The following is a 19,603-nucleotide window of genomic DNA, read 5'->3' as shown; positions in this document are numbered from 1 at the left end:
GATGCAGGACGAGACGCGGTGCCCGTGAGGGCACCGCGTCTCATCTCGGACATGGGGGCGAGGCTGTGCTCGCCCGGCCCGCTCACCGCGACGGCGTGGCGATCATCAGGCTCGTCGGGCCCACCTGCTCGACGCTCACGAGGTCGAGCGCCGCGCCGTCGGGGAACAGGCGACGCCCCGCACCGGTCGCTGTCGGGAACACCCGCAGCCGGTACTCGTCGACCGCGCCTTCCGCGACGAAGCGCTCGACGAGCGAGCCGCTGCCGATGACGACGACGTCGCGCTCTGCGGCGGTCTTCCGCGCCCAGCCGACCGGATCCGCCTCGACCTGCCGGGAGTTCTGCCACCGGCCGAGATCGATGTCACCGCCCGTCACGACGGCCTTGTCCGCGGCGTTCAGCGCCCGCGCGAACGGATCCGTCGCGTCGCGCGGCGGCCACAGTGCGGAGAACGCCTCCCAGGTGCGGCGCCCGAACAGGAAGATCCCCGACTGCAGGATCGGCCCGTAGTGGAACTTGTCCCCCGAGATCGCCTCGGGGCCGTGCCGGAAGCACCATCCGCCGAAGGGCGTGCCGTCGGATCCGTCCGGATCCTCCACGACCCCGTCGAGGGTGATGAACTGCGCCACGATGATGCGTGCCATGTCATGCTCCTTGCGTCGTGCCCGATGCGGATCCTCCGCGGCGGGCTTCAGAGAGATATACGGACGAGGGGCGCCGAACTCATCGGTGCGGACGGAAACCGCGCGACGGGCTCACACCGCGACGAGGCCGTCCCGCTCGAACAGCCTGAACAGCGCGTCGTCCCGGTAGACCAGCACATGGCCGATCCGCTCGCCGGATGCATCGGCCTCGAACAGCTGCACGGTGTGCGGATGCGCACCGTCGTCGTCGACGCGCAGAAGGAGGAAGCCGTGCTGCCCGTTGGCCGAGGTCGGCCGGGTCTGCCAGCGGGTGCCCTGCCACTCGAACAGGTGCGCCATGAACGCGGCGTACGTCTCGCGGCCGATCGACCAGGACGGCACCGGCGGCATCTCGAACAGCACGTCGGCGGCGACGAGCTCGGCCAGCGCCGCCGCGTCGGCCCGCTCGATCGCCCTCGCGTACCCCTCCACGGTCTCCCGCCGCAGCGGAGCGGGGCGTGAGGAGCGCTCGGCGACGGCGGCCTTCGCCCGCTGCAGGGCGGAGTTCACCGAGGGCACGCTCGTCTCGAGGATCTCGGCCGTCTCCGCCGCCGTATGTCCGAGCACCTCGCGCAGGATGAACACCCCGCGCTGCGTCGGTGGCAGCGCCTGCAGGACGAGCGTCACCGCGAGCCGCACCCCGGACGCTTCGGCGACCGCGCGCTCCGGCTCGGAGTCCGGCCACCAGCGGGTGGGCGCCGGCACCAGCCACGGCACATCCAGCGCCGGCACCAGTGGTGCACCGACGTCGAGGCCCGGATCCGTCAGGTCGCGCGGCAGCGGGCGCCGCGGCGCCTCGCGGAGCCGGTCCACGCACACGTTGCGGGCGATGCGATACACCCAGGTGGACAGCGCCGCCCTGGCGGGATCGTACGACGCCCGGCCGCGCCAGGCTCGCTCGAGCGCGTCCTGCACCGCGTCCTCCGCGTCGAACGGGGAACCGAGCATCTGGTAGCAGAAGGCGAGCAGGCCGCCACGGAGCGCGGCGAGGTCGGAGGCGTCCACGAAGTCGATCGTAGAGAGGTTCCCGGCCCTTCGACAGGCTCAGGGACCGGGGCGCGGGCGGGCCCTTCGACAGGCTCAGGGATCGGGATGCGGGCGGACCCTTCGACAGGCTCAGGGACCGGGTCGCGGCCGGACCCTTCGACAGGCTCAGGGACCGGGACGGGGAACGCGCCGGTCTGTCGGAGCTGCAGATCGCCCCTGTCGCCTACTTGGCTTGGAAGTCGAACGCCTTCAGAAGCTCCTCGATGGCCCGATCGCGCTGCTCGCCGCCCTCGTCGAACATGTGCGCCACGTGCGTACGCAGGTGGTTCTCCAGCAGCAGCTTGTTGAGCGACTCGAGGGAGCGCTGGATCGCACGGGACTGCGTGATGATGTCCATGCAGTAGTCCTCGTTCTCGATCATCTTCGCGACGCCGCGGAGCTGTCCCTCGAGGATGCTGGTGCGGTGCAGGGCGCGCTTCTTGATGTCTTCGATCACGAGGTCGAGAGTACCGTCCGCGTCCCCCGTCGCGGACGGGCACCTGCGAGGATGGGCGCATGGCCCGCGCGCGTGAAGCACTGCTGCCCCCCGCGGATCTGGAGCGCCTGCGGGCGCTGCGGCGGATGAAGACCGTCGCCCTCGCCGCGCTGGGGGTCATGGCCGTCGCCTTCGTGGTGGCGTTCTGGCTGCAGTCCCGCTACCCGTGGCTCGAGTACGTGCGCGCCGCCGCGGAGGGCGGCATGGTGGGCGCCCTGGCCGACTGGTTCGCCGTGACGGCACTGTTCCGCCGTCCCCTCGGGCTGCCGATCCCGCACACGGCGATCATCCCCAACCGCAAGGACGAGATCGGGCGCACGCTCGGCGAGTTCGTCGAGACCAACTTCCTCTCCGCCGAGGTCGTGCGCACGAAGCTCTCCGAGACCTCGATCGCCGCGCGACTCGGATCCTGGCTGCGCGTTCCCGCCCACGCGGAGCGGGTCGCGACTGAGGGGTCCACGATCGCCTCCGCCGTGCTGCGCGCCCTGAGCGACGACGACGTGCAGAGCGTGATCGCCGAGCTCGCCCGCGAGCACCTGGTGGACCCGGAGTGGGGCACGCCCGCGGGCGCCTGGCTGCAGCGCATCGTCGAGGCCGACGCCCATCGCGGCGCCGTGGACCTCGCCGTCGACAGCATCGCGACCTGGCTGGACGGCAACGCCGCCGCCTTCCACGGGCTGCTGTCGCGGCGGCTGCCGGGATGGGTGCCGCGACTCGCGCATCGCTTCGTGGACGAGGCCGCCTACAACGAGGCGGTGCGGTTCGTGCGCGCCGTGCAGGCGGATCCGCGTCATCCCGCCCGGCGCGCCCTGGACGGCTATCTCGCGCGCCTCGCCGACAACCTGCAGCACGATCCGGGCACCAGGGCGCGCCTGGAGAACGCGAAGGCAGCCGTGTTCGACAGCCCGCGCGTAGGCGCGCTGGCCGCTGAGGCGTGGAATGCGGCCAAGACCGGGCTGCTGGCCGCGCTCGCGGATCCGGAGAGCGGCCTTCGCCGCCGGGGCGCGGTCGCGATCGGCGAACTCGGGGACCGCCTGGCGACCGAGGACGCGTTGCAGCACCGCGTCGACACCTGGCTCACCGACGCGGCTGTGTTCCTCGTCGACCGCTACCGGCATGACATCGCGTCGATCATCACGGACACCGTGGAGCGCTGGGATCCGAAGGAGACGACGGAGAAGATCGAGCTCATGGTCGGCCGCGATCTGCAGTACATCCGCCTGAACGGCACGGTGGTCGGGGCGCTGGCGGGGCTCGCGATCTTCGCGGTCGCGCACGCGCTCATTCCGGTGTAGGCGTGCGCCGATGCCGCCCGGTCGGATGCCCAGCCCATTCCTCTTCGAGCGCGACCAGCACTCGCCGGATCCGGCTCGTCGACGCTGAGCCAGGCGTGACACGGAGCGGCGAGAAGACCGGCGACCACGTGCGTGCTGCGCGCGCGGGTCACCGGGTGCAGAATGAGACCCGGGCGCAGCCCGGTCCTGCCTGAGCGGCCTGCACCCCCATCCACAGGGAGAACACGTGTCGCAGCGACGGATGGGCATCTTGGTCTACGACAACGTGACCATGATCGACGTGGCGGGACCGGCGGACGTGTTCTCGCACGCCAACAGCTTCGGTGCCGACTACGAGACGCTGCTCGTCTCGGCCGACGGTCGCAGCGTCAAGGCGTCGAACGGTCTGACTCTGACCGCGGAACTGCCTGCCGCCGAGGCGGGTCGTCTTGACACCGTGATCGTGCCCGGTGCCTACGGGATGATCTCGCGTCCGTTCGAACAGGCGCTCACCGACGCCGTCACCACCCTCACCGCAGAGGCCCGGCGGATCGCGTCCGTCTGCACCGGCTCGTTCCTGCTGGCGCAGATCGGACTGCTCGACTACCGCAGGGCGACGACGCACTGGACCCGGGCCGCGCAGTTCGCGAAGGCGTTCCCGCGGGTACGCGTGGATTCGGAGGCCCTGTTCGTCCGCGACGGCCACATCATCACGTCGGCCGGCGTCAGTTCCGGCATCGATCTCGCGTTGGCGATCGTCGAGGACGACTGCGGCCCGCGTGTCGCTCGTCAGGTGGCCCGGCAGATGGTGGTCTTCCTGCAACGGCCGGGCAGCCAGTCGCAGTTCTCCGCACCGTCGCGCGATCATCTCGCCGCCGACAACCCGCTGCGCCGGCTGATGGACACGATCGCCGCCGACCCGGCCGGCGACTACTCGCTCGCCCGGATGAGCACGATTGCGAACGTGAGCACGCGCAGCCTCACCCGGCTCTTCCACGACGACATCGGGACCACGCCGGCTCGATACGTGGAACTGATCCGGATCGAAGCGGCTCAGATGATGCTGAAAGCCGGCGCATCGGTCGCCGAGGCCGCCGCTCGCAGCGGCTTCGGCACATCGGAGACACTGCGGCGCGTGTTCGTCGCGAGGGTGGGGTCGAGCCCTTCCGTCTATCAGGAGCAGGTGCGTTCAGCGTCCTAGCCGCTGCCGGAGCCGCGGTGCTCACGCGTCGGCGAGGTTGGCCGGATGTGTGGGCATCGCGGCCCGATTCTTCCTGGGCCGATTCTCGGTTCGCCGCGAGAGTGAGGTCACCGCATACGAGATGCGGTACCGACAGCCAGGAGAAACTCATGCCGTTCGTCAACGTCAAGCTCGTCGAAGGCGTCTTCACCGAATCCGAGAAGCACGCCATGGCCGCCGCACTCACCGATGTCATGGTGAGGTTCGAAGGTTCCGAGGCGTTCCGCGAAGTCGTCTGGGTGCTGATCGAAGAACTGCACGCCGACGGCTGGCACATCGGCGGCGAGCCGTTCCGCGGACCCGCCAGCATCATGGACCAGATGGCGCGTGCGAAGGATGTCTACGAGTCCATCGACGGTCATCCCGTCACCCGGCCCGAGCTCGCCGTGGCCGCCCCTGTCACCTCCCGCTGACCCGAGTCAGGGCGCACACCGGCGCATCCGCCTGCCCGGCCGCCGACTGCCCGCCACCGACGGGCTGCGGCGGCCTGGACGGCCGCGAGGAGCGCCCCCGACCGGATCGCCATCGAAAGGAATCGATCATGAACACCGCACTGATCGTCGGACACCCCGACCTGACCGCCTCGCGCGTCAGCGCGGCGCTGACCGCGACGGCCGCGCGCATCCCCTCCGTGGACGTCCGCCTCCTCGCGGACCTGTATCCCGGAGGCGCGCCCGACGCCCGCGCCGAACAGGCCGCGCTCTCGCTCGTCGACGATGTCGTCCTGCTCTACCCCACGTACTGGTACTCCGTTCCGGGCGCATTGAAGAACTGGCTGGACACGGTGATGATGCGCGGCTGGGCGTACGGCACCGGAGCCCCCGGTGCGCTGGCGGGCAAAGCGCTGCGCGTGGTCACGACGACCGGCGGCGACGCACGCGGCTACCGGCCGGGCGAGTTGCACAGCTACGAGTACGACGCCGTCCTCGCGCCGCTGCGGGCGACCGCGCACCGGCTCGGGATGCGGTGGCGCACTCCGCTGGTCGTGCACGGCGTACGCGACATCGACGACCAGGCGCTGGCGGAGCTGAGCCGTCACTTCGGCGACCTCCTGCAAGGCCTGGCGGAGCCCGACATGCGCTGGGGGAACCCGCCGTTGGCCGAACCGGTCGACGCGGCCGAATTCGTCGAGGCGGTCGGCCGATGAGCCCCGCGCAGCGGATCCCGCTCAACACTCTCGCGATCCCCTTCGGCCTGGCCGGACTGGCCGAGGTCTGGACGGTCGCCGGCAGGCTGCTGGGCGTTCCGGGCGCCGTCGGCCAGGCGCTCTGGGCCGTGGTCGCGATCGCGTGGATCTGGCTGATCGGCGCGCACCTGCGGCGCGGCGGGCGCAGCGCCGACTCCCTCGCCCAGCAGCTGCGGCAGCCCGCGCAGGGCCCGATCGCGGCATTGGCGCCCGTCGTGGGAATGCTGCTCGGAGCCGATCTGCACCGATTCGTCCCGCTCGCGGGCGAGATCCTCGTGATCGGATCCATCGTGGTCGCCGCCGCGCTGGCGGGATGGATGCTGGCCTTCTGGCACAGCGGAAGCCTGCCGCCCGAGGCTTTCCACGGCGGCTATCTGCTGCCCACGGTCGCGGCCGGGCTCATCGCGGCGACGACGTCCGTCATGATCGGCCTTCCTGTGCTCGCGGTCGGGTCGTTCGCGGTCGGCGTCTTCTTCTGGATCGTGATCTCCACCGTTCTGCTCGCGCGGCTGGCGTTCTTCACTCCGCTGCCCGGCCCCCTCACCCCGACGTGCGCGATCCTGCTCGCCCCTCCGGCCGTCGCCGGCACCGCGTGGTTCACGATCCGCGGCGAACACGCGGATCTGGTCTCGACCGCGCTGCTCGGCCTGCTGGTCCTGATGGCGCTGCAGCAGCTGGCCCTCATCCCCCGCTACCGGAGGCTGACCTTCACGCTGGGTTTCTGGTCGTTCACGTTCCCGCTCGCCGCGGCCGGCGGATACGGGGCCGAGTGGGCATCGCTCGCCGCGTTCCCCGGTTGGCAGCTCGTCGCCTGGCTGCTGATCGTGCTCGTCACGGTCGTGATCCTCGCGGTCGCGGCGCGCTCTCTTCTGCTCATCACGAGCGTGCGCCGCGGTGCGCGCCGAGCCGAGATCGTCCTGCGTCACGCCGATGACGCCGTGCAGCGCCGCTGAGGGCTGCACACGTCACGACCGCACGGATGTCTCACAGGCCAGACAACGAGCACGGCGGCTTGCCCGTCGTGGAACCCGCGCCGTGGCACTCTGGACAGCGGATGCCGACCGCGCCTCCGAGAAGGGACTCCTCATGGCACTGTCGCACGATCCCCTCTGGCCCCGCGGCGGGGACTGGCCCGCGTTCGAATCGAGCGCCGATGCGGTCCTGCTGGGCGTGCCCACCTGGCGGACATCCCTCTCCCCCACGGGCGCGCACGCCACGCCCGCCGCGATCCGCGACGCGCTGCGCCGGTACAGCCCGACCCTGATGGGGCCGCCCGCCGTCGACCTCAACGCCGTGCTGCGGATCGCCGACGCGGGCGACGTGCACGAGCCTGACGGCGACGAGGGCGTCGCCCGCACGGTCGCCCGGGTATCGGAGCTCACCGCGGCGTCCCGGCTCGTGGTCGCGCTCGGCGGCGACAACTCGCTCACCTACCCCGTCGCTCTCGGCGCCGGCGCGACCGGCCTGATCACGATCGACGCGCACTTCGACCTGCGCGACGGCGTCTCCAACGGCTCCCCCGTGCGCCGGCTCGTCGAGGACGCCCCGGAGGGATCCGCGATCGACCCGCACCGGATCGTGCAGATCGGGATCGCCGACTTCGCGAACTCCGCCGCCTACGCGCAGCGCGCGGCGGACTGGGGCATCCGCGTCATCACGCTCGACGAGGTGCGCCGCCGCGGCATCGCCGATGTCGTCGCAGAGGCGGTGGAGATCGCCGGGGCCGGCGACGCCTCGCGCGTGCACCTCGACATCGACGTGGATGCCTGCGACCGCGCCGCGACGCCCGGCTGCCCGGCGAGCGTGCCGGGCGGCTTCGCGGCGTGGGAGCTGCGCGCGCTCGTGCGCGGGATCGCCGCCGACGCGCGCGTGGTCAGCGCGGACATCGCCGAGGTGGATGCGACCGCCGACGACGAGGACGCCCGCACGGTGCGCCTCGCCGCGCTGTGCGTGCTGGAGCTGCTCGCCGCGCTGGCCGGCCGGGGATGAGCACGGATCCGGACGGGTCGGCGGCGTCGCGCAGCACGCAGGATCCGTTCCGCGACGGGGGACCAGGGCTGCGTGCCGCGCTGGCCGTGCGGTTCCTGCTCGAACTCGCGCTGCTCGCGGGATCCGCGATCGCGGCGGTGCGGCTGGCGCCGGGCTGGCCGGGCTGGCTCGTCGCGGTCGCGGGCGTCCTGCTCGTCGGCGTCGTCTGGGGTCTTCTCCTGTCCCCCAAGGCCCGCATCGACATCCGCCCCATCGGGCGGGTGTGTCTGGAGGCCGTGCTCTTCGGCTCCGTGGCGGGAGCGCTCTGGGCGTCCGAGCTCGGCGGGGCCGGCGTGACGCTCCTCGTCGCCTGGATCCTGGACCGGATCGCGCTGAGACTGCTCAGCGGCGTCGCAGCGCCGCGTCGATCGCCTCGTCGCCGTCGTTGAAGCGGATCGTCCGCCCGATCGTGGCGGGTTCCACGAGCGCCTGCGCGATCACCCGGGCGACGTTCGCCCGAGACACCTCGTCGGAGCTCTCCGTGGCGGCGTCGATCCGTCCCGTCGCAGGTCCCAGGGTGAGGCGGCTCGGGCCGAGGACGGTCCAGTCCAGCTCGGTCGAGCGCAGGTGCTCATCGGCCTCGGCCTTCGCCTGCGCGTAGGCGTGGAACGAGTTCGAGGCGGGGATCCCGTGCTGGAGCGAGGATCCGAAGTACGACACCATCACGTAGCGGCGCACGCCGGCATCCGCGGCCGCGTCCATCGAGCGCGTCGCCGCCTCGAAGTCGACGGCGCGGGTCCGCTCCGCGCTGCCGCCGCCGGCACCCGCCGACCAGACCACCGCGTCGTGCCCGGCGATCAGCGCCGCCATCGCCTCTCGCGATGCCGCCTCGACGTCGAACACGACCGGGGCCGCGCCGGTCGCGCGCACGTCCTCGATCTGGTCCGCGTCGCGGATGACCGCGGTGACCTCGTCGCCGCGCGCGGTGAGCAGGGGTTCCAGGAGCAGTGCGATCTTGCCGTGCCCGCCGAAGATCAGGATTCTCGCCATGGCACCACGCTATGCCCCATCCCGCCACCACGAGGCGGCGGATCCGGATCCGCTCCAGGCGGGACACTGCGCAAGAGCGCCTCGTCCCGTCGCGCTCGGCGTGCGGCATCCTCGCCGGACGGCGCCCGCCCCGGTGTCAGACGGCGCGCACGCCGTCCTTCCAGACCGCCTCGACGAGCGGCACGCCGGGGCGGTACGCCAGATGCACGCGGCTCGTGCTCTTCAGCAGCACCACGTCGGCGCGCATGCCCGGAGCGATACGTCCGATGTCGGTGCGGCGCAGGGCGGCGGCTCCCCCGGCGGTCGCCGCCCAGATGGCCTCGGCGACCGTCATGCGCATGTCGCGCACGGCGACGGCGATGCAGAACGGCATCGACGAGGTGAAGCTCGAGCCCGGGTTGGTGTCGCACGCCAGCGCGACGGTCACGCCGGCGTCGATGAGCCGCCGTGCGTCGGGATAGGGCTGGCGGGTGGAGAACTCGACCCCGGGCAGCAGGGTGAGCACGGTGTCGGATCCGGCGAGCGCGGTCACGTCGTCGTCGGTGAGGTAGGTGCCGTGGTCGATCGAGGCGGCGCCGAGGTCGACCGCGAGCTGCACGCCCTCGCCCGGGCCGAGCTGGCTGGCGTGCACGCGCGGCTGCAGCCCCCGGGCGATCCCGGCCTCCAGCACGCGGCGGGACTGCGGCACGGTGAACGCCCCGGTCTCGCAGAACACGTCGATCCACTTGGCGTGCGGAGCGCAGGCGTCGAGCATCTCGCCGGTCACGAGCTCGACGTAGTCGTCGCCGCGGTCGGCGTATTCGGCCGGCACCACGTGCGCGCCGAGGAACGTGACCTCGGGCGTGACCTCGGCGGCGAGGCGCACCAGGCGCTCCTCGGTCGCGACGTCGAGGCCGTAGCCGCTCTTGATCTCGACCGTGGTGGTCCCCTGCGCGAGCATCTCGTCGAGGAAGCCGCGCAGGCGGATCCGCAGCTCGTCGTCCGTGGCGGCGCGGGTGGCTGCCACGGTCGAGCGGATCCCGCCCGCGGCGTACTTCTGCCCCTGCATGCGCGCTTCGAACTCGGCGGCTCGGTCGCCGCCGAAGACGAGGTGGCTGTGGCTGTCCACGAAGCCGGGGATCACGGCGCGGCCTTCCGCGTCGACGATCTCGTCGGCCTCGGGCGCGTCGGCGGCGGGGCCGACCCAGGCGATCCGGCCGTCCTCGATGAGGATCGCCGCATCGTGCAGAGTGCCGCAGAGGTCGTCGTCCGCCGCGACGTTCGTCGTCAGCTCGCCGATGTTCGCGATCAGGATCCGCATGGCAGTGCCTCTCAAGTCGTTCCCGCGTGAAAGGGCCGGACGCTTCGACAAGCTCAGCGACCGGACCTCCTCCGCGAAGTGTCGCGTCCCGCGCTGCGCGCCCCCATCCCCCGACGGAGTGCGCAGCGCGGGACGCCGTCTGTCTCAGAGCCCCATCGGGACCTTGAGTCCGCGCTCCCGCGCGATGTCCTTGGCGTGGTCGTAGCCCGCGTCGACGTGCCGCATGACGCCGGTGCCCGGGTCGTTGGTGAGCACGCGCTCGAGCTTCTCCGCAGCGAGGGCCGAGCCGTCCGCGACGGTCACCTGGCCGGCGTGGATGGAGCGGCCGATGCCGACGCCGCCGCCATGGTGCAGCGACACCCAGCTCGCGCCCGATGCGGTGTTCAGCAGCGCGTTCAGCAGCGGCCAGTCGGCGATCGCGTCCGAGCCGTCCTTCATGGACTCCGTCTCGCGATAGGGCGAGGCGACGGACCCGGAGTCGAGGTGGTCGCGCCCGATCACGATCGGGGCGGACAGCTCGCCCGAGGCGACCATCTCGTTGAACTTCAGGCCCGCCAGGTGGCGCTCCTTGTAGCCCAGCCAGCAGATGCGGGCCGGCAGCCCCTCGAAGTGGACCTTCTCGCCGGCCTTCTCCAGCCAGCGGTGCAGCGCCGCGTCCTCAGGAAACAGCTCGGCGATGGCGCGGTCGGTCTTGTAGATGTCCTCAGGGTCGCCCGAGAGGGCAGCCCAGCGGAACGGGCCGCGGCCCTCCTCGAACTGCGGGCGGATGTACGCCGGCACGAAGCCGGGGAACTCGAACGCCCGGTCGAAGCCGCCGAGCACGGCCTCGGCGCGGATCGAGTTGCCGTAGTCGAACACCGCCGCGCCCTTGTCCTGGAACGCGACCATGGCGGCGACATGCGCGGCCATGGACTCGCGCGAGCGCCGGGTGAACTCCTCGGGGTCGCGCTCGGCCTCGGCCTTCCAGTCCGCCACCGAGATGCCGATCGGCAGGTAGGCGAGCGGGTCGTGCGCGCTGGTCTGGTCGGTGACGATGTCGATCGGCACCCCGCGGCGGAACAGCTCAGGGAAGACCTCGGCGGCGTTGCCGACGATGCCGACGGAGAGGGCCTCCCCGGCGTCCTTCGCGGCGACGGCACGGGCGATCGCCTCGTCGAGGTCGGTGTAGTAGACGTCCAGGTAGCCGTGGTCGACCCGGCGCGACAGGCGCGACTCGTCCACGTCCACGATGAGGCAGGCGCCCTCGTTCAGCGTGACGGCGAGCGGCTGCGCGCCGCCCATGCCGCCGGCGCCGCCGGTGAGCGACAGAGTGCCCTTGAGCGAGTCCTTGCCGAGCGAGCGGGCGACCGCGGCGAACGTCTCGTACGTGCCCTGCAGGATGCCCTGGGATCCGATGTAGATCCAGGATCCGGCCGTCATCTGGCCGTACATGATCAGGCCGAGCTGCTCGAGCTTGCGGAACTCGGGCCAGGTGGCCCAGTCGCCGACGAGGTTGGAGTTGGCGATGAGCACGCGCGGCGCCCACTCGTGCGTGCGGAACACGCCGACCGGCTTGCCGGACTGGACGAGCAGGGTCTCGTCGGGCTCGAGCTCGTCGAGGGTGCGCACGATCGCGTCGTACGCCTCCCAGCTGCGCGCGGCGCGGCCGGTGCCGCCGTAGACGACGAGGTCCTCGGGGTGCTCGGCGACCTCGGGGTCGAGGTTGTTCATGAGCATCCGCTTCGCGGCCTCGGCGCCCCAGCTCTTCGCGGTGCGCTGGTTGCCGCGGGTCGCCCGGATCGACCGGGTCGGGTCCGAAAGGGTCGGCCCTTCGACAGGCTCAGGGACCGAGATGGTGGTGGTGTCAGTCATTCGCGTGCTCCTTCGCAATAGCGGCGATCCGGCCGGACTGCACGAGCGCGGTCACGGCCTCCATGTCGGGAGAGAGGAAACGGTCGGGGCCGGGGCCGCCGGCCACGGTGCGGACCAGGTCGCGCACGGCGCCGGTCGCTGGCCCCGCCTCGAGCGGCGCGCGCAGGTCGAGGGCGCGGGCGCCGGTGAGGATCTCGATCGCGAGCACGCGGCCGAGGCCGTCGATCGCACGGCGGAGCTTGCGGGCCGCGGCCCAGCCCATCGAGACGTGGTCCTCCTGCATCGCGGAGGACGGGATCGAGTCGACGGACGCGGGCACCGCGAGGCGCTTGAGCTCCGACACGATGCCGGCCGCCGCGTACTGCGCGATCATCAGGCCGGAGTCCACGCCGACCTCGTCAGCGAGGAACGGCGGCAAGCCGTGGCTGCGGGCAGGGTCGAGCGCGCGGTCGGTGCGGCGCTCGGCGACCGAGGCGACGTCGGCCACCGAGATCGCGAGGAAGTCGAGCACGGCGGCGACGGGCGCGCCGTGGAAGTTGCCGTTCGACTCGATGCGGCCGTCGCTGGTCACGACGGGGTTGTCCACGACGCTGGAGAGCTCGCGCTCGGCGATCGTGGTGGCGTACGCGGCGGTGTCGCGGGCGGCGCCGTGCACCTGCGGCGAGCAGCGCAGCGAGTAGGCGTCCTGCACGCGGCCGTCATCGGGACCCTTGTGGCTGGCGACCATCGGCGAGGATCCGAGGAAGGAGCGCAGGTGCGACGCCGACACGGCCTGGCCGATCTGGGGGCGCAGCGCCATCAGGTCGGCGGCGAAGACGGCGTCGGTGCCGAGCTGCGACTCGATCGACATCGCGGCCGAGATGTCCGCCGTGATCAGCAGGTCCTCGAGGTCGTGCAGCGCGAGCACGAGCATGCCGAGCATGCCGTCGGTGCCGTTGATGAGGGCGAGGCCCTCCTTCTCCACGAGCTGCAGCGGCTCGATGCCGGCCATGGCGAGCGCGTCGGCGGCGGGGACGAGGTCGCCGGCGGCGTTGCGCACCTCGCCCTCGCCCATCGAGGCGAGCGCGATGTGGGCGAGCGGGGCGAGGTCGCCCGAGCAGCCGAGCGAGCCGTACTCGCGGACGATCGGGGTGATGCCGGCGTTCAGCATCGCGGCGTAGGTCTCCACGACCTGCGGGCGCACGCCGGTGTGGCCGGACGCGAGGGTCTGCAGGCGCAGCAGCTGCAGCGCGCGGACGACCTCGGTCTCGACCTCGGCGCCGGTGCCGGCGGCGTGCGAGCGGATCAGGCTCTGCTGCAGCTGGCGGCGGCGCTCCGGGGCGATGAACGTGGTCGCCAGCGCCCCGAATCCGGTGGACACGCCGTAGTGCGGCTTGGGGTCGGCGGCCATCCCGTCGATGACACCGCGCGCAGCGGCGACGCGGTCGAGCGCGCCCTGGTCGATGACGATGGCGGCGTGGTGGCGGGCGACGGCGACGACATCCTCGGGGCGCAGCGGCGCCGCACCGACGATGACAGGGGAAGTATGAGGCATGAGACGATTCCACACCCTCGGGATCCGCGTGAACAGGCCGAACGCGCCTCCGCTGTCTGCGATACCAGACAATCGGGATAGGGCGGCGCGTGGGGCCGGCTCGAGGTCCTACAGCGCGTCGATGAGGCCGGCGAGCGCGGCCATGTCGTCGAACACGAACGTGCCGGCGCCCGTGAGCCGCTGCGCCGGGACCGTGCCCGCGTAGGCGAGCACGCGCATCCCCGCGGCCCGCGCCGCCTGCACCCCGAAGGGGCTGTCCTCGACCACGACGCACTGGTCGGGCGTGGCGCCCATGCACTCCGCGGCCCGCAGGAACACATCCGGCTCCGGCTTGCCGCGCGCCACGTCCTCCGCGCTGAAGATGCGGCCCTCGAAGTGCTCGAGCAGGCCCGTGAGCGTGAGCGTCTCCCTGATCCTGGTCCGCCCGCTGTTCGAAGCGACGCACCGCGGAAGGCGCAGCCCTGCCAGCGCGTCGCGGATGCCGGGCACGGGCCGCAGCTCGGTGCGGAAGGCCTCCGCGTACCAGTGGTGGTACGCGGAGTCCCAGCCCGGCTCCAGCGGCCGGCCGATCACGTCGGCGATGCCCGCCTCGAAGACCTCCGCGGACGCCCCGGCGAACCGGTCGAGGATCTCCGGCATCGGCACCTCGAAGCCGAGGTCGGCGAGCACCCGCTGGCTGACCCTGGCCGCGACCGTCTCGCTGTCGACCAGCACTCCGTCGCAGTCGAAGATGACGAGCGCCGGGGCGCTCACGCGCCGCGCCCCACTACTTCCCGATCCCCTCGGCGAGGCCGCGCACGAAGAAGCGCTGTGCGGCGAAGAAGAACAGGATCATCGGGACGGACGCCAGGGTCATCCCGGCGAACACCATCGGGTAGTTGGTCGACAGCTTGGATGCGAGGTTGGCGAGACCGACCGGCAGCGTCATCGTGTCTGTGCTGCTGACGAAGATGAACGCGAACAGGTACTCGTTCCAGGCGAACAGGCACTGCAGGATGACCGCGGAGACGACGATCGGCATCGACATCGGCAGCGTCAGGCGCCAGAACTGCTGCGCCCTGGACGCGCCGTCCAACCGGGCCGCCTCGTCGACCTCGTGCGGCAGATCGACCATGTACGAGCGGATCAGGAACGTCGTGAACGGGATCCGGAAAGCCGTGTACAGGATGATCAGCCCCAGCAGCGAGTCGTAGATGCCCAGCCCCTGCAGGATCCGCAGCAGCGGGATCAGCGCCACGGTGGGCGCCAGCATCATGCCGCCGACGATGAGGAACAGCACGGTGCGGGAGAACGGCATGGTCAGCTTGGTGAGGCCGAACGCCGCCCAAGCGCTGATCAGGGTGGTCGCGATGATCGAGACGACCGTCACGATCACGCTGTTGATCATGTACTGGCCGACGCCGAGGTTCCAGGCGTCGACGTAGTTCTTCCAGTTCAGCGTGGTCGGCGGGCCGAACGGGTCGGACAGGAACTGCTGGTTGACCTTCAGGCTGCTCAGCAGCATCCAGATCAGCGGGATCACCACGATCAGGGCGATCACGAGCAGGAGGCCCCAGATCAGCAGCCGCAGCACGATGCCGGCGAAACGGATCCTGGTCACCATTCGACCCTCCTTCGACGGGCGATCCACAGCTGGACGATGGCCAGCGCGATCGTGATCACGAACACGACCGTGGCGATCGCCGCCGCGTAGCCGAACTCGTTGTTGATGAAGCCGGCGTGGTAGAGCCACGTGCCCAGCACCTGGCTGCTGTTGTTCGGCCCTCCGGCCGTCATCACCATCACCTCGTTGAACACCTGGAACGCTCCGGTGACGGTCACGATGATGAGCAGCGTGCTCATCTCCCGCACCAGCGGCGTCGTGATGTGCCAGATGCGGGCGAGCGAGCCGACCCCGTCGAGGTCGGCGGCGTCGTAGAGCTCGCGCGGGATGCGCTGGATGGCGACGGAGTACAGCAGCGCGGTGTAGCCGAAGCTCTGCCACTGGCTCATCACGATGATCGCCCAGATGGCCGTCGACTCCTGCCCCAGCCAGGCGTGCGCGAAGCCGCCGAGTCCGACGACGCGGAGGAACTCGTTCAGCAGGCCGGTCTGCGGCTGGTAGATGAAGTAGAACAGCAGGCCGGCGACAGTGAGCGAGATCGCCGACGGGATGAAGTAGATCGCGCGCAGGATGCCGCCGTGCTTGCGCACGAACGTCTCGACGAGCGCGGCGAGGATCAGCGCGCCGACGACCTGGAAGATCAGCGAGACGACCGCGTACGCGACGTTGTTGAACAGGGACCGCCAGAAGATCGGGTCCTGCGCCGCCTGCGCGTAGTTGTCGCCGCCGACGAACTCCGGGATCGGCTTGAACACCGACCACTGGAAGAAGCTGAGATAGATGTTCTCCAGGAGCGGGTAGTAGACGAAGACGGCGACGAGGAGCAGGCCCGGCACGACCCAGAGGAAGGACCTCCAGCCGCCGATCGCCCGGAGGGGCGACCGGCGGCCGGAAGGGCCTCGCCGTCCGGTGCGACCGCGCGTGACGATCGCCTCGGTGACGGTGATGTGGCTCATGGGAGAGCTCCGCTCACTTCGATCCTGCAGCGGCCTGCTGCACGGACTTCATCACGCTGCTCGGCGAACCGCTGCCGCCGACCAGGGACTCGCCGCCGGCGAGGTAGGCCTGCGCCACCTGCGGGGAGGCGACGGTGTCCAGCCAGATCGCCAGGCTCGACGCCTTCGCCAGATCCGACATGGCCTCGACGACCTGCGGCTGGGTGGTCGCAGCGTCCAGCGAGTCCTTGACCGGGCTCGGGTAACCGCTCATCAGGTCGGGCATCTTGGACGCCCCCTGCTTGGACACGACGAACTTCAGGAACGCGACCGCGAGGGCGGGGTTCTTCGACTTCGGGTTGACCATCAGCAGGTCGGGAGCGCCGACCAGCGCGCCGGTGTCGCCCTTGGCGTCGTCCGGCGGCGGCAGCTGGAACAGGCCGAAGCCGTCCTTGTCGGCCTGCGTGTCCTTGAGCAGCCCGATCTCGAGCGACTCGAGGTACATCATCGCCGACTTGTCCGCGCCGAAGCCGACCTGGGCATCCGTGTGGTCGATGCCGTTGGCGGAGGTCCCGGTCACCGTGCACTGGTCGATCACCTGGGTGAACTGGTCGAGCGCCTTGACGTAGCCGGGGTCGGTGTAGGAGCCCTTGTCCGAGGAGTAGTCCTTGTCCAGAGTCGCCGCCGGGACGTTGTACGCGTTCAGCTGCGTGACGTAGTGCAGCGCGGGCCAGCCGTCCTTGTTGCCGAAGTTGACCGGCGTGATGCCCTTCGCCTTGAGCGTCTTGCAGACCGAGAGCAGGTCGTCGAACGTCTTCGGCACGGTGATCCCGTTGTCGGCGAAGATCTTCTTGTTGTAGAACATGAACTTCGCGTCGAGATCGATCGGGACCCCGTAGTTCTTCCCGTCGTAGGCGCCGGCCTGCACCGCCGACGGCGCCAGCGACTCGTTCCACGACGTGCCCTTGCCGATCGCCGAGGTCAGGTCGAGCGCGAGCCCCGCGTCCACGAACTGCTTCGCGTACGAGCCCGGCCAGGAGAAGTAGATGTCGGGGATGCTGTTGGACGACGCGAGCACCTTGATCTTGTCCTTGTAGCCCTGATCGGACTCCTGCTGGACCTTGACCGTGACGCCGGGGTGCGCCTTCTCGAACTCCTTCGCCATCTCCGGGAAGAACTTCGACACGCTCGGGTCGGAGAACTTGTTCACCATCGAGATCGTCCCGTGATAGTCGACCTTGTTCAGGTCGACGGACGCGGAGCCGCTCCCACCCGACTGCGCGGAGCAGCCGCTGAGGACGACCGCGGCGAACGCCGTCGCCGCCAGGAACCTGGTCTTTCGTGTTGGCCTCATTCTTCGCACTCACCTCTCTGTAACGTGCGCTGCCCTCAACCGGACACGGGCAGTCTGACACGAAGTTGATACCGGTGTCAATCATGAGTCGAAAACGTGATACCTGAGCCGGGTCGTGAGGGATCCGTGCGGAGAAGTTCCCCATGGGCCACATGCCGATCTCGGCGGTGCGGCGGCGCGATGCCCGGAATCATGCGGAAACCCGCCCTCTTGACAGGATTCATCAGACCATTCACACTGTTGTCCGACAAGTATCACCCTTTTGGGAAAGGACCCAGGCATGCTGAACTTCGACGCGGAGCGGTTCCTCCGGATCGAATCCGGAGCGCTCGCGCTCGCCCGGCCCCTGCAGCAGCTCGTCGGCGAGCTGCTCGACGGCGGAGCGCGGAACCTCTTCTTCCTCGGCGCCGGCGGCGCCGGCCGGCTCATGGAGCCCGCCGCTCAGCTGATCGCGCGGAACGGCGACTTCCCGGTGCACCTGGAGAACGCCGCCGAGCTCGTCGCCATGGGATCCGCCAACCTCGGTCCGCAGTCCATCGTGGTGATCCCGTCGCTGTCGGGGACGACCCGCGAGGCCGTGGCCGTGCTGGAGTATGCGCAGGAGCGCGGGGCGAAGGTGATCGCGCTCACCGCCCACGCGGACTCCCCCGTCGCGCAGCAGGCCGACGTCGCCTTCACCGCCTTCGCCGAGGACGACACCTCGTCGGAATCGTTCTACCTGCAGTCCCTCGTCATCGCGCTCGCGCTGCTGAACCGCCTCGGCCGTTTCGACGGCTTCGAGGCCGCACTCGCCGAGCTCGAGCAGCTGCCGCGGCTGCTCCTCGGCGTGAAGGAGGCGTTCGAGCCGACCGCGGCCGCGATCGCCGAGAGCATCCGGGACGACGACTACCACATCGTGACGGGCGCCGGCCCGAGCTGGACCGAGGCCTGGTACTACGGCACGTGCATCCTGGAGGAGATGCAGTGGATCCGCACCCGGCCGATCCACGCCTCCGACTTCTTCCACGGCACGCTCGAGCTCGTCGAACCCGGAGTCAGCGTCCTGCTGTTCAAGGGCGAGGACGCGTCGCGGCCGCTTGCCGAGCGGGTGGAGAGGTGGGTGCCGTCGGTGACCGACCGCCTGACCGTGATCGACACGGCGGACTTCGACCTCCCCGGCATCTCCCCCGAGATCCGCGCGCTCATCCCGCACGTGCTGATCGCGACCGTGCTGGAGCGGGTCAGCGCGCACCTCGAGGTGCTGCGCGACCACCCCCTCACCACGCGGCGCTACTACCGCCGGATCGACTACTGAGGCGGCCATGACCAGGGACGTGCGGGTGGCCGGGGTGGGCGACAACACGGTGGATCGCTACCAGGGCGGACCGGTGCTGGTCGGCGGCAACGCGCTCAACGTCGCCGTGCAGCTGCGGCTGCTCGGACTCCCTGCGGCGTACTCCGGCGTCGTGGGCGACGACGCGGACGGGCGCACCATCGCGCGCGCCCTCCGCGACCGCGACGTCGAGCTCTCCGGGCTCGTCACGGCGGCCGGGCCGACGGCGGTCACCGAGATCGCGCGGACGAGCGAGGGCGAGCGGGTCTTCGTGCGTGAGGACTTCGGCGTCACGGCGGACTATCGCCCCTCGGACGCGGAGATCGCGCGCCTGGCGTCGCTCGACTGGGTGCATCTCGGCATGGTGCCGGACGCGCCAGAGCTCGTGCGGCGGCTGCGCGACGTCAGACCCGGCGTCGCGATCAGTCAGGACTGCGCGGTGTCGGGCGGGTACGCGGGGCTCGATGTCGCCTTCTGCTCTGCCGGCGAGGACGCGTCGGCGGCGAGGGCCGCCGCCGCTGCCGCTCTCGCGGGCGGCGCCGCGCTCGCGGTGGTCACCCGCGGCGCAGCCGGCGCGCTGGCGACCGACGGCGCGGACGAATGGCGCTGCGCGGCGCTGCCGATCGACGTCGTCGACACGACCGGCGCGGGAGACAGCTTCATCGCGGGGTTCATCGCCGCGCGGCTCTGCGGCCGCGACGTGCCGGCCGCGCTGGACGCGGGTGCGCGCACGGCGGCCCGCACCTGCGGCCACATCGGCGGGTTCCCGCAGTGAGCGCGGTGCGATGCCAG

20 protein-coding genes are annotated in these 19,603 nt (G+C 71.0%); 9 read left to right on the top strand and 11 right to left on the bottom strand.

Features of this window, described 5'->3' with window-relative positions:
• Positions 1-82: 82 nt before the first annotated feature.
• The 3 genes from ACTJJZ_RS00260 to ACTJJZ_RS00250 all read right to left on the bottom strand — a co-directional run bounded on the left by ACTJJZ_RS00260 (position 83) and on the right by ACTJJZ_RS00250 (position 2,165).
• Entirely contained in the window at positions 83-643 is a 561-nt protein-coding gene (locus tag ACTJJZ_RS00260) for a dihydrofolate reductase family protein (RefSeq protein WP_440719160.1), read from the bottom strand.
• A 111-nt stretch (positions 644-754) separates the two neighbouring features.
• A complete protein-coding gene (locus ACTJJZ_RS00255; RefSeq protein WP_440719159.1) occupies positions 755-1,687 on the bottom strand; it encodes an RNA polymerase subunit sigma-70 in 933 nt (310 codons plus the stop codon).
• 205 nt (positions 1,688-1,892) lie between these two features.
• Entirely contained in the window at positions 1,893-2,165 is a 273-nt protein-coding gene (locus ACTJJZ_RS00250) for a metal-sensitive transcriptional regulator (RefSeq protein ID WP_440719158.1), read from the bottom strand.
• A gap of 59 nt (positions 2,166-2,224) precedes the next feature.
• Here ACTJJZ_RS00250 and ACTJJZ_RS00245 point away from each other — a divergent pair, with 59 nt between their 5' ends.
• The 7 genes from ACTJJZ_RS00245 to ACTJJZ_RS00215 all read left to right on the top strand — a co-directional run bounded on the left by ACTJJZ_RS00245 (position 2,225) and on the right by ACTJJZ_RS00215 (position 8,321).
• On the top strand, positions 2,225-3,499 hold the full coding sequence (locus tag ACTJJZ_RS00245) for a DUF445 domain-containing protein (protein WP_440719157.1): 1,275 nt from the start codon (positions 2,225-2,227) through the stop codon (positions 3,497-3,499).
• Between the two features lie 241 nt (positions 3,500-3,740).
• On the top strand, positions 3,741-4,679 hold the full coding sequence (locus ACTJJZ_RS00240) for a GlxA family transcriptional regulator (protein WP_440719156.1): 939 nt from the start codon (positions 3,741-3,743) through the stop codon (positions 4,677-4,679).
• A gap of 149 nt (positions 4,680-4,828) precedes the next feature.
• Positions 4,829-5,131, top strand: a complete 303-nt coding sequence (locus ACTJJZ_RS00235) for a tautomerase family protein (protein WP_440719155.1) — start codon at positions 4,829-4,831, stop codon at positions 5,129-5,131.
• A gap of 128 nt (positions 5,132-5,259) precedes the next feature.
• On the top strand, positions 5,260-5,865 hold the full coding sequence (locus tag ACTJJZ_RS00230) for an NAD(P)H-dependent oxidoreductase (RefSeq protein WP_440719154.1): 606 nt from the start codon (positions 5,260-5,262) through the stop codon (positions 5,863-5,865).
• Positions 5,862-6,857 (top strand): transporter, encoded by a 996-nt coding sequence (locus tag ACTJJZ_RS00225; protein WP_440719153.1) that lies wholly within the window; start codon positions 5,862-5,864, stop codon positions 6,855-6,857. The genes ACTJJZ_RS00230 and ACTJJZ_RS00225 overlap by 4 nt, the downstream gene beginning before the upstream one ends.
• A gap of 133 nt (positions 6,858-6,990) precedes the next feature.
• The gene (locus ACTJJZ_RS00220) at positions 6,991-7,893 is read left to right on the top strand and encodes an arginase family protein (protein WP_440719152.1); all 903 of its coding nucleotides are present in this window, start codon (positions 6,991-6,993) and stop codon (positions 7,891-7,893) included.
• On the top strand, positions 7,890-8,321 hold the full coding sequence (locus tag ACTJJZ_RS00215) for a YrdB family protein (protein ID WP_440719151.1): 432 nt from the start codon (positions 7,890-7,892) through the stop codon (positions 8,319-8,321). The genes ACTJJZ_RS00220 and ACTJJZ_RS00215 overlap by 4 nt, the downstream gene beginning before the upstream one ends.
• Here the strand turns inward: ACTJJZ_RS00215 and ACTJJZ_RS00210 are convergent.
• From ACTJJZ_RS00210 to ACTJJZ_RS00175, 8 genes are all read right to left on the bottom strand, one after another.
• Positions 8,275-8,922, bottom strand: a complete 648-nt coding sequence (locus tag ACTJJZ_RS00210) for an SDR family oxidoreductase (protein ID WP_440719150.1) — start codon at positions 8,920-8,922, stop codon at positions 8,275-8,277. The genes ACTJJZ_RS00215 and ACTJJZ_RS00210 overlap by 47 nt on opposite strands.
• A 136-nt stretch (positions 8,923-9,058) precedes the next feature.
• Positions 9,059-10,222, bottom strand: a complete 1,164-nt coding sequence (hutI, locus tag ACTJJZ_RS00205) for an imidazolonepropionase (protein ID WP_440719149.1) — start codon at positions 10,220-10,222, stop codon at positions 9,059-9,061.
• Between the two features lie 144 nt (positions 10,223-10,366).
• Positions 10,367-12,073, bottom strand: a complete 1,707-nt coding sequence (gene hutU / locus ACTJJZ_RS00200) for a urocanate hydratase (protein WP_440719148.1) — start codon at positions 12,071-12,073, stop codon at positions 10,367-10,369.
• A complete protein-coding gene (gene hutH, locus ACTJJZ_RS00195) occupies positions 12,066-13,607 on the bottom strand; it encodes a histidine ammonia-lyase (RefSeq protein ID WP_440719147.1) in 1,542 nt (513 codons plus the stop codon). The genes hutU and hutH overlap by 8 nt, the downstream gene beginning before the upstream one ends.
• Before the next feature lie 108 nt (positions 13,608-13,715).
• The gene (locus ACTJJZ_RS00190; protein ID WP_440719146.1) at positions 13,716-14,360 is read right to left on the bottom strand and encodes an HAD family hydrolase; all 645 of its coding nucleotides are present in this window, start codon (positions 14,358-14,360) and stop codon (positions 13,716-13,718) included.
• A gap of 13 nt (positions 14,361-14,373) precedes the next feature.
• On the bottom strand, positions 14,374-15,210 hold the full coding sequence (locus ACTJJZ_RS00185) for a carbohydrate ABC transporter permease (RefSeq protein WP_440719145.1): 837 nt from the start codon (positions 15,208-15,210) through the stop codon (positions 14,374-14,376).
• Positions 15,204-16,166, bottom strand: a complete 963-nt coding sequence (locus tag ACTJJZ_RS00180) for a carbohydrate ABC transporter permease (protein WP_440719144.1) — start codon at positions 16,164-16,166, stop codon at positions 15,204-15,206. The genes ACTJJZ_RS00185 and ACTJJZ_RS00180 overlap by 7 nt, the downstream gene beginning before the upstream one ends.
• A 13-nt stretch (positions 16,167-16,179) precedes the next feature.
• Positions 16,180-17,499 carry an ABC transporter substrate-binding protein gene (locus ACTJJZ_RS00175; protein ID WP_440719143.1) on the bottom strand — a complete coding sequence of 440 codons (1,320 nt, stop codon included), beginning with the start codon at positions 17,497-17,499 and terminating at the stop codon, positions 16,180-16,182.
• A gap of 280 nt (positions 17,500-17,779) precedes the next feature.
• Between ACTJJZ_RS00175 and ACTJJZ_RS00170 the strand changes: the two genes are divergently transcribed.
• Together ACTJJZ_RS00170 and ACTJJZ_RS00165 are read left to right on the top strand one after the other, a co-directional pair.
• Positions 17,780-18,793: an SIS domain-containing protein gene (locus tag ACTJJZ_RS00170; protein ID WP_440719142.1), complete on the top strand. Its 1,014-nt coding sequence runs from the start codon at positions 17,780-17,782 to the stop codon at positions 18,791-18,793.
• Positions 18,794-18,800: 7 nt separating this feature from the next.
• Positions 18,801-19,586, top strand: a complete 786-nt coding sequence (locus ACTJJZ_RS00165) for a PfkB family carbohydrate kinase (RefSeq protein WP_440719141.1) — start codon at positions 18,801-18,803, stop codon at positions 19,584-19,586.
• Positions 19,587-19,603 lie beyond the last annotated feature (17 nt).

The sequence above is a fragment of the Microbacterium sp. 22242 genome, assembly GCF_052045495.1.
Lineage (GTDB): Bacteria > Actinomycetota > Actinomycetes > Actinomycetales > Microbacteriaceae > Microbacterium.
Note: the sequence above shows the minus strand (reverse complement) of the source record. Positions and strands in the feature narration are given on the sequence as shown.

Coding starts and splice junctions, on each gene's coding strand:
- ACTJJZ_RS00260 (WP_440719160.1), bottom strand. CDS start 643: ATGGCACGCATCATCGTGGCGCAGTTCATCACCCTCGACGGGGTCGTG.
- ACTJJZ_RS00245 (WP_440719157.1), top strand. CDS start 2,225: ATGGCCCGCGCGCGTGAAGCACTGCTGCCCCCCGCGGATCTGGAGCGC.
- ACTJJZ_RS00240 (WP_440719156.1), top strand. CDS start 3,741: ATGGGCATCTTGGTCTACGACAACGTGACCATGATCGACGTGGCGGGA.
- ACTJJZ_RS00235 (WP_440719155.1), top strand. CDS start 4,829: ATGCCGTTCGTCAACGTCAAGCTCGTCGAAGGCGTCTTCACCGAATCC.
- ACTJJZ_RS00230 (WP_440719154.1), top strand. CDS start 5,260: ATGAACACCGCACTGATCGTCGGACACCCCGACCTGACCGCCTCGCGC.
- ACTJJZ_RS00225 (WP_440719153.1), top strand. CDS start 5,862: ATGAGCCCCGCGCAGCGGATCCCGCTCAACACTCTCGCGATCCCCTTC.
- ACTJJZ_RS00220 (WP_440719152.1), top strand. CDS start 6,991: ATGGCACTGTCGCACGATCCCCTCTGGCCCCGCGGCGGGGACTGGCCC.
- ACTJJZ_RS00215 (WP_440719151.1), top strand. CDS start 7,890: ATGAGCACGGATCCGGACGGGTCGGCGGCGTCGCGCAGCACGCAGGAT.
- ACTJJZ_RS00210 (WP_440719150.1), bottom strand. CDS start 8,922: ATGGCGAGAATCCTGATCTTCGGCGGGCACGGCAAGATCGCACTGCTC.
- hutI (WP_440719149.1), bottom strand. CDS start 10,222: ATGCGGATCCTGATCGCGAACATCGGCGAGCTGACGACGAACGTCGCG.
- hutU (WP_440719148.1), bottom strand. CDS start 12,073: ATGACTGACACCACCACCATCTCGGTCCCTGAGCCTGTCGAAGGGCCG.
- hutH (WP_440719147.1), bottom strand. CDS start 13,607: ATGCCTCATACTTCCCCTGTCATCGTCGGTGCGGCGCCGCTGCGCCCC.
- ACTJJZ_RS00185 (WP_440719145.1), bottom strand. CDS start 15,210: ATGGTGACCAGGATCCGTTTCGCCGGCATCGTGCTGCGGCTGCTGATC.
- ACTJJZ_RS00180 (WP_440719144.1), bottom strand. CDS start 16,166: ATGAGCCACATCACCGTCACCGAGGCGATCGTCACGCGCGGTCGCACC.
- ACTJJZ_RS00175 (WP_440719143.1), bottom strand. CDS start 17,499: ATGAGGCCAACACGAAAGACCAGGTTCCTGGCGGCGACGGCGTTCGCC.
- ACTJJZ_RS00170 (WP_440719142.1), top strand. CDS start 17,780: ATGCTGAACTTCGACGCGGAGCGGTTCCTCCGGATCGAATCCGGAGCG.
- ACTJJZ_RS00165 (WP_440719141.1), top strand. CDS start 18,801: ATGACCAGGGACGTGCGGGTGGCCGGGGTGGGCGACAACACGGTGGAT.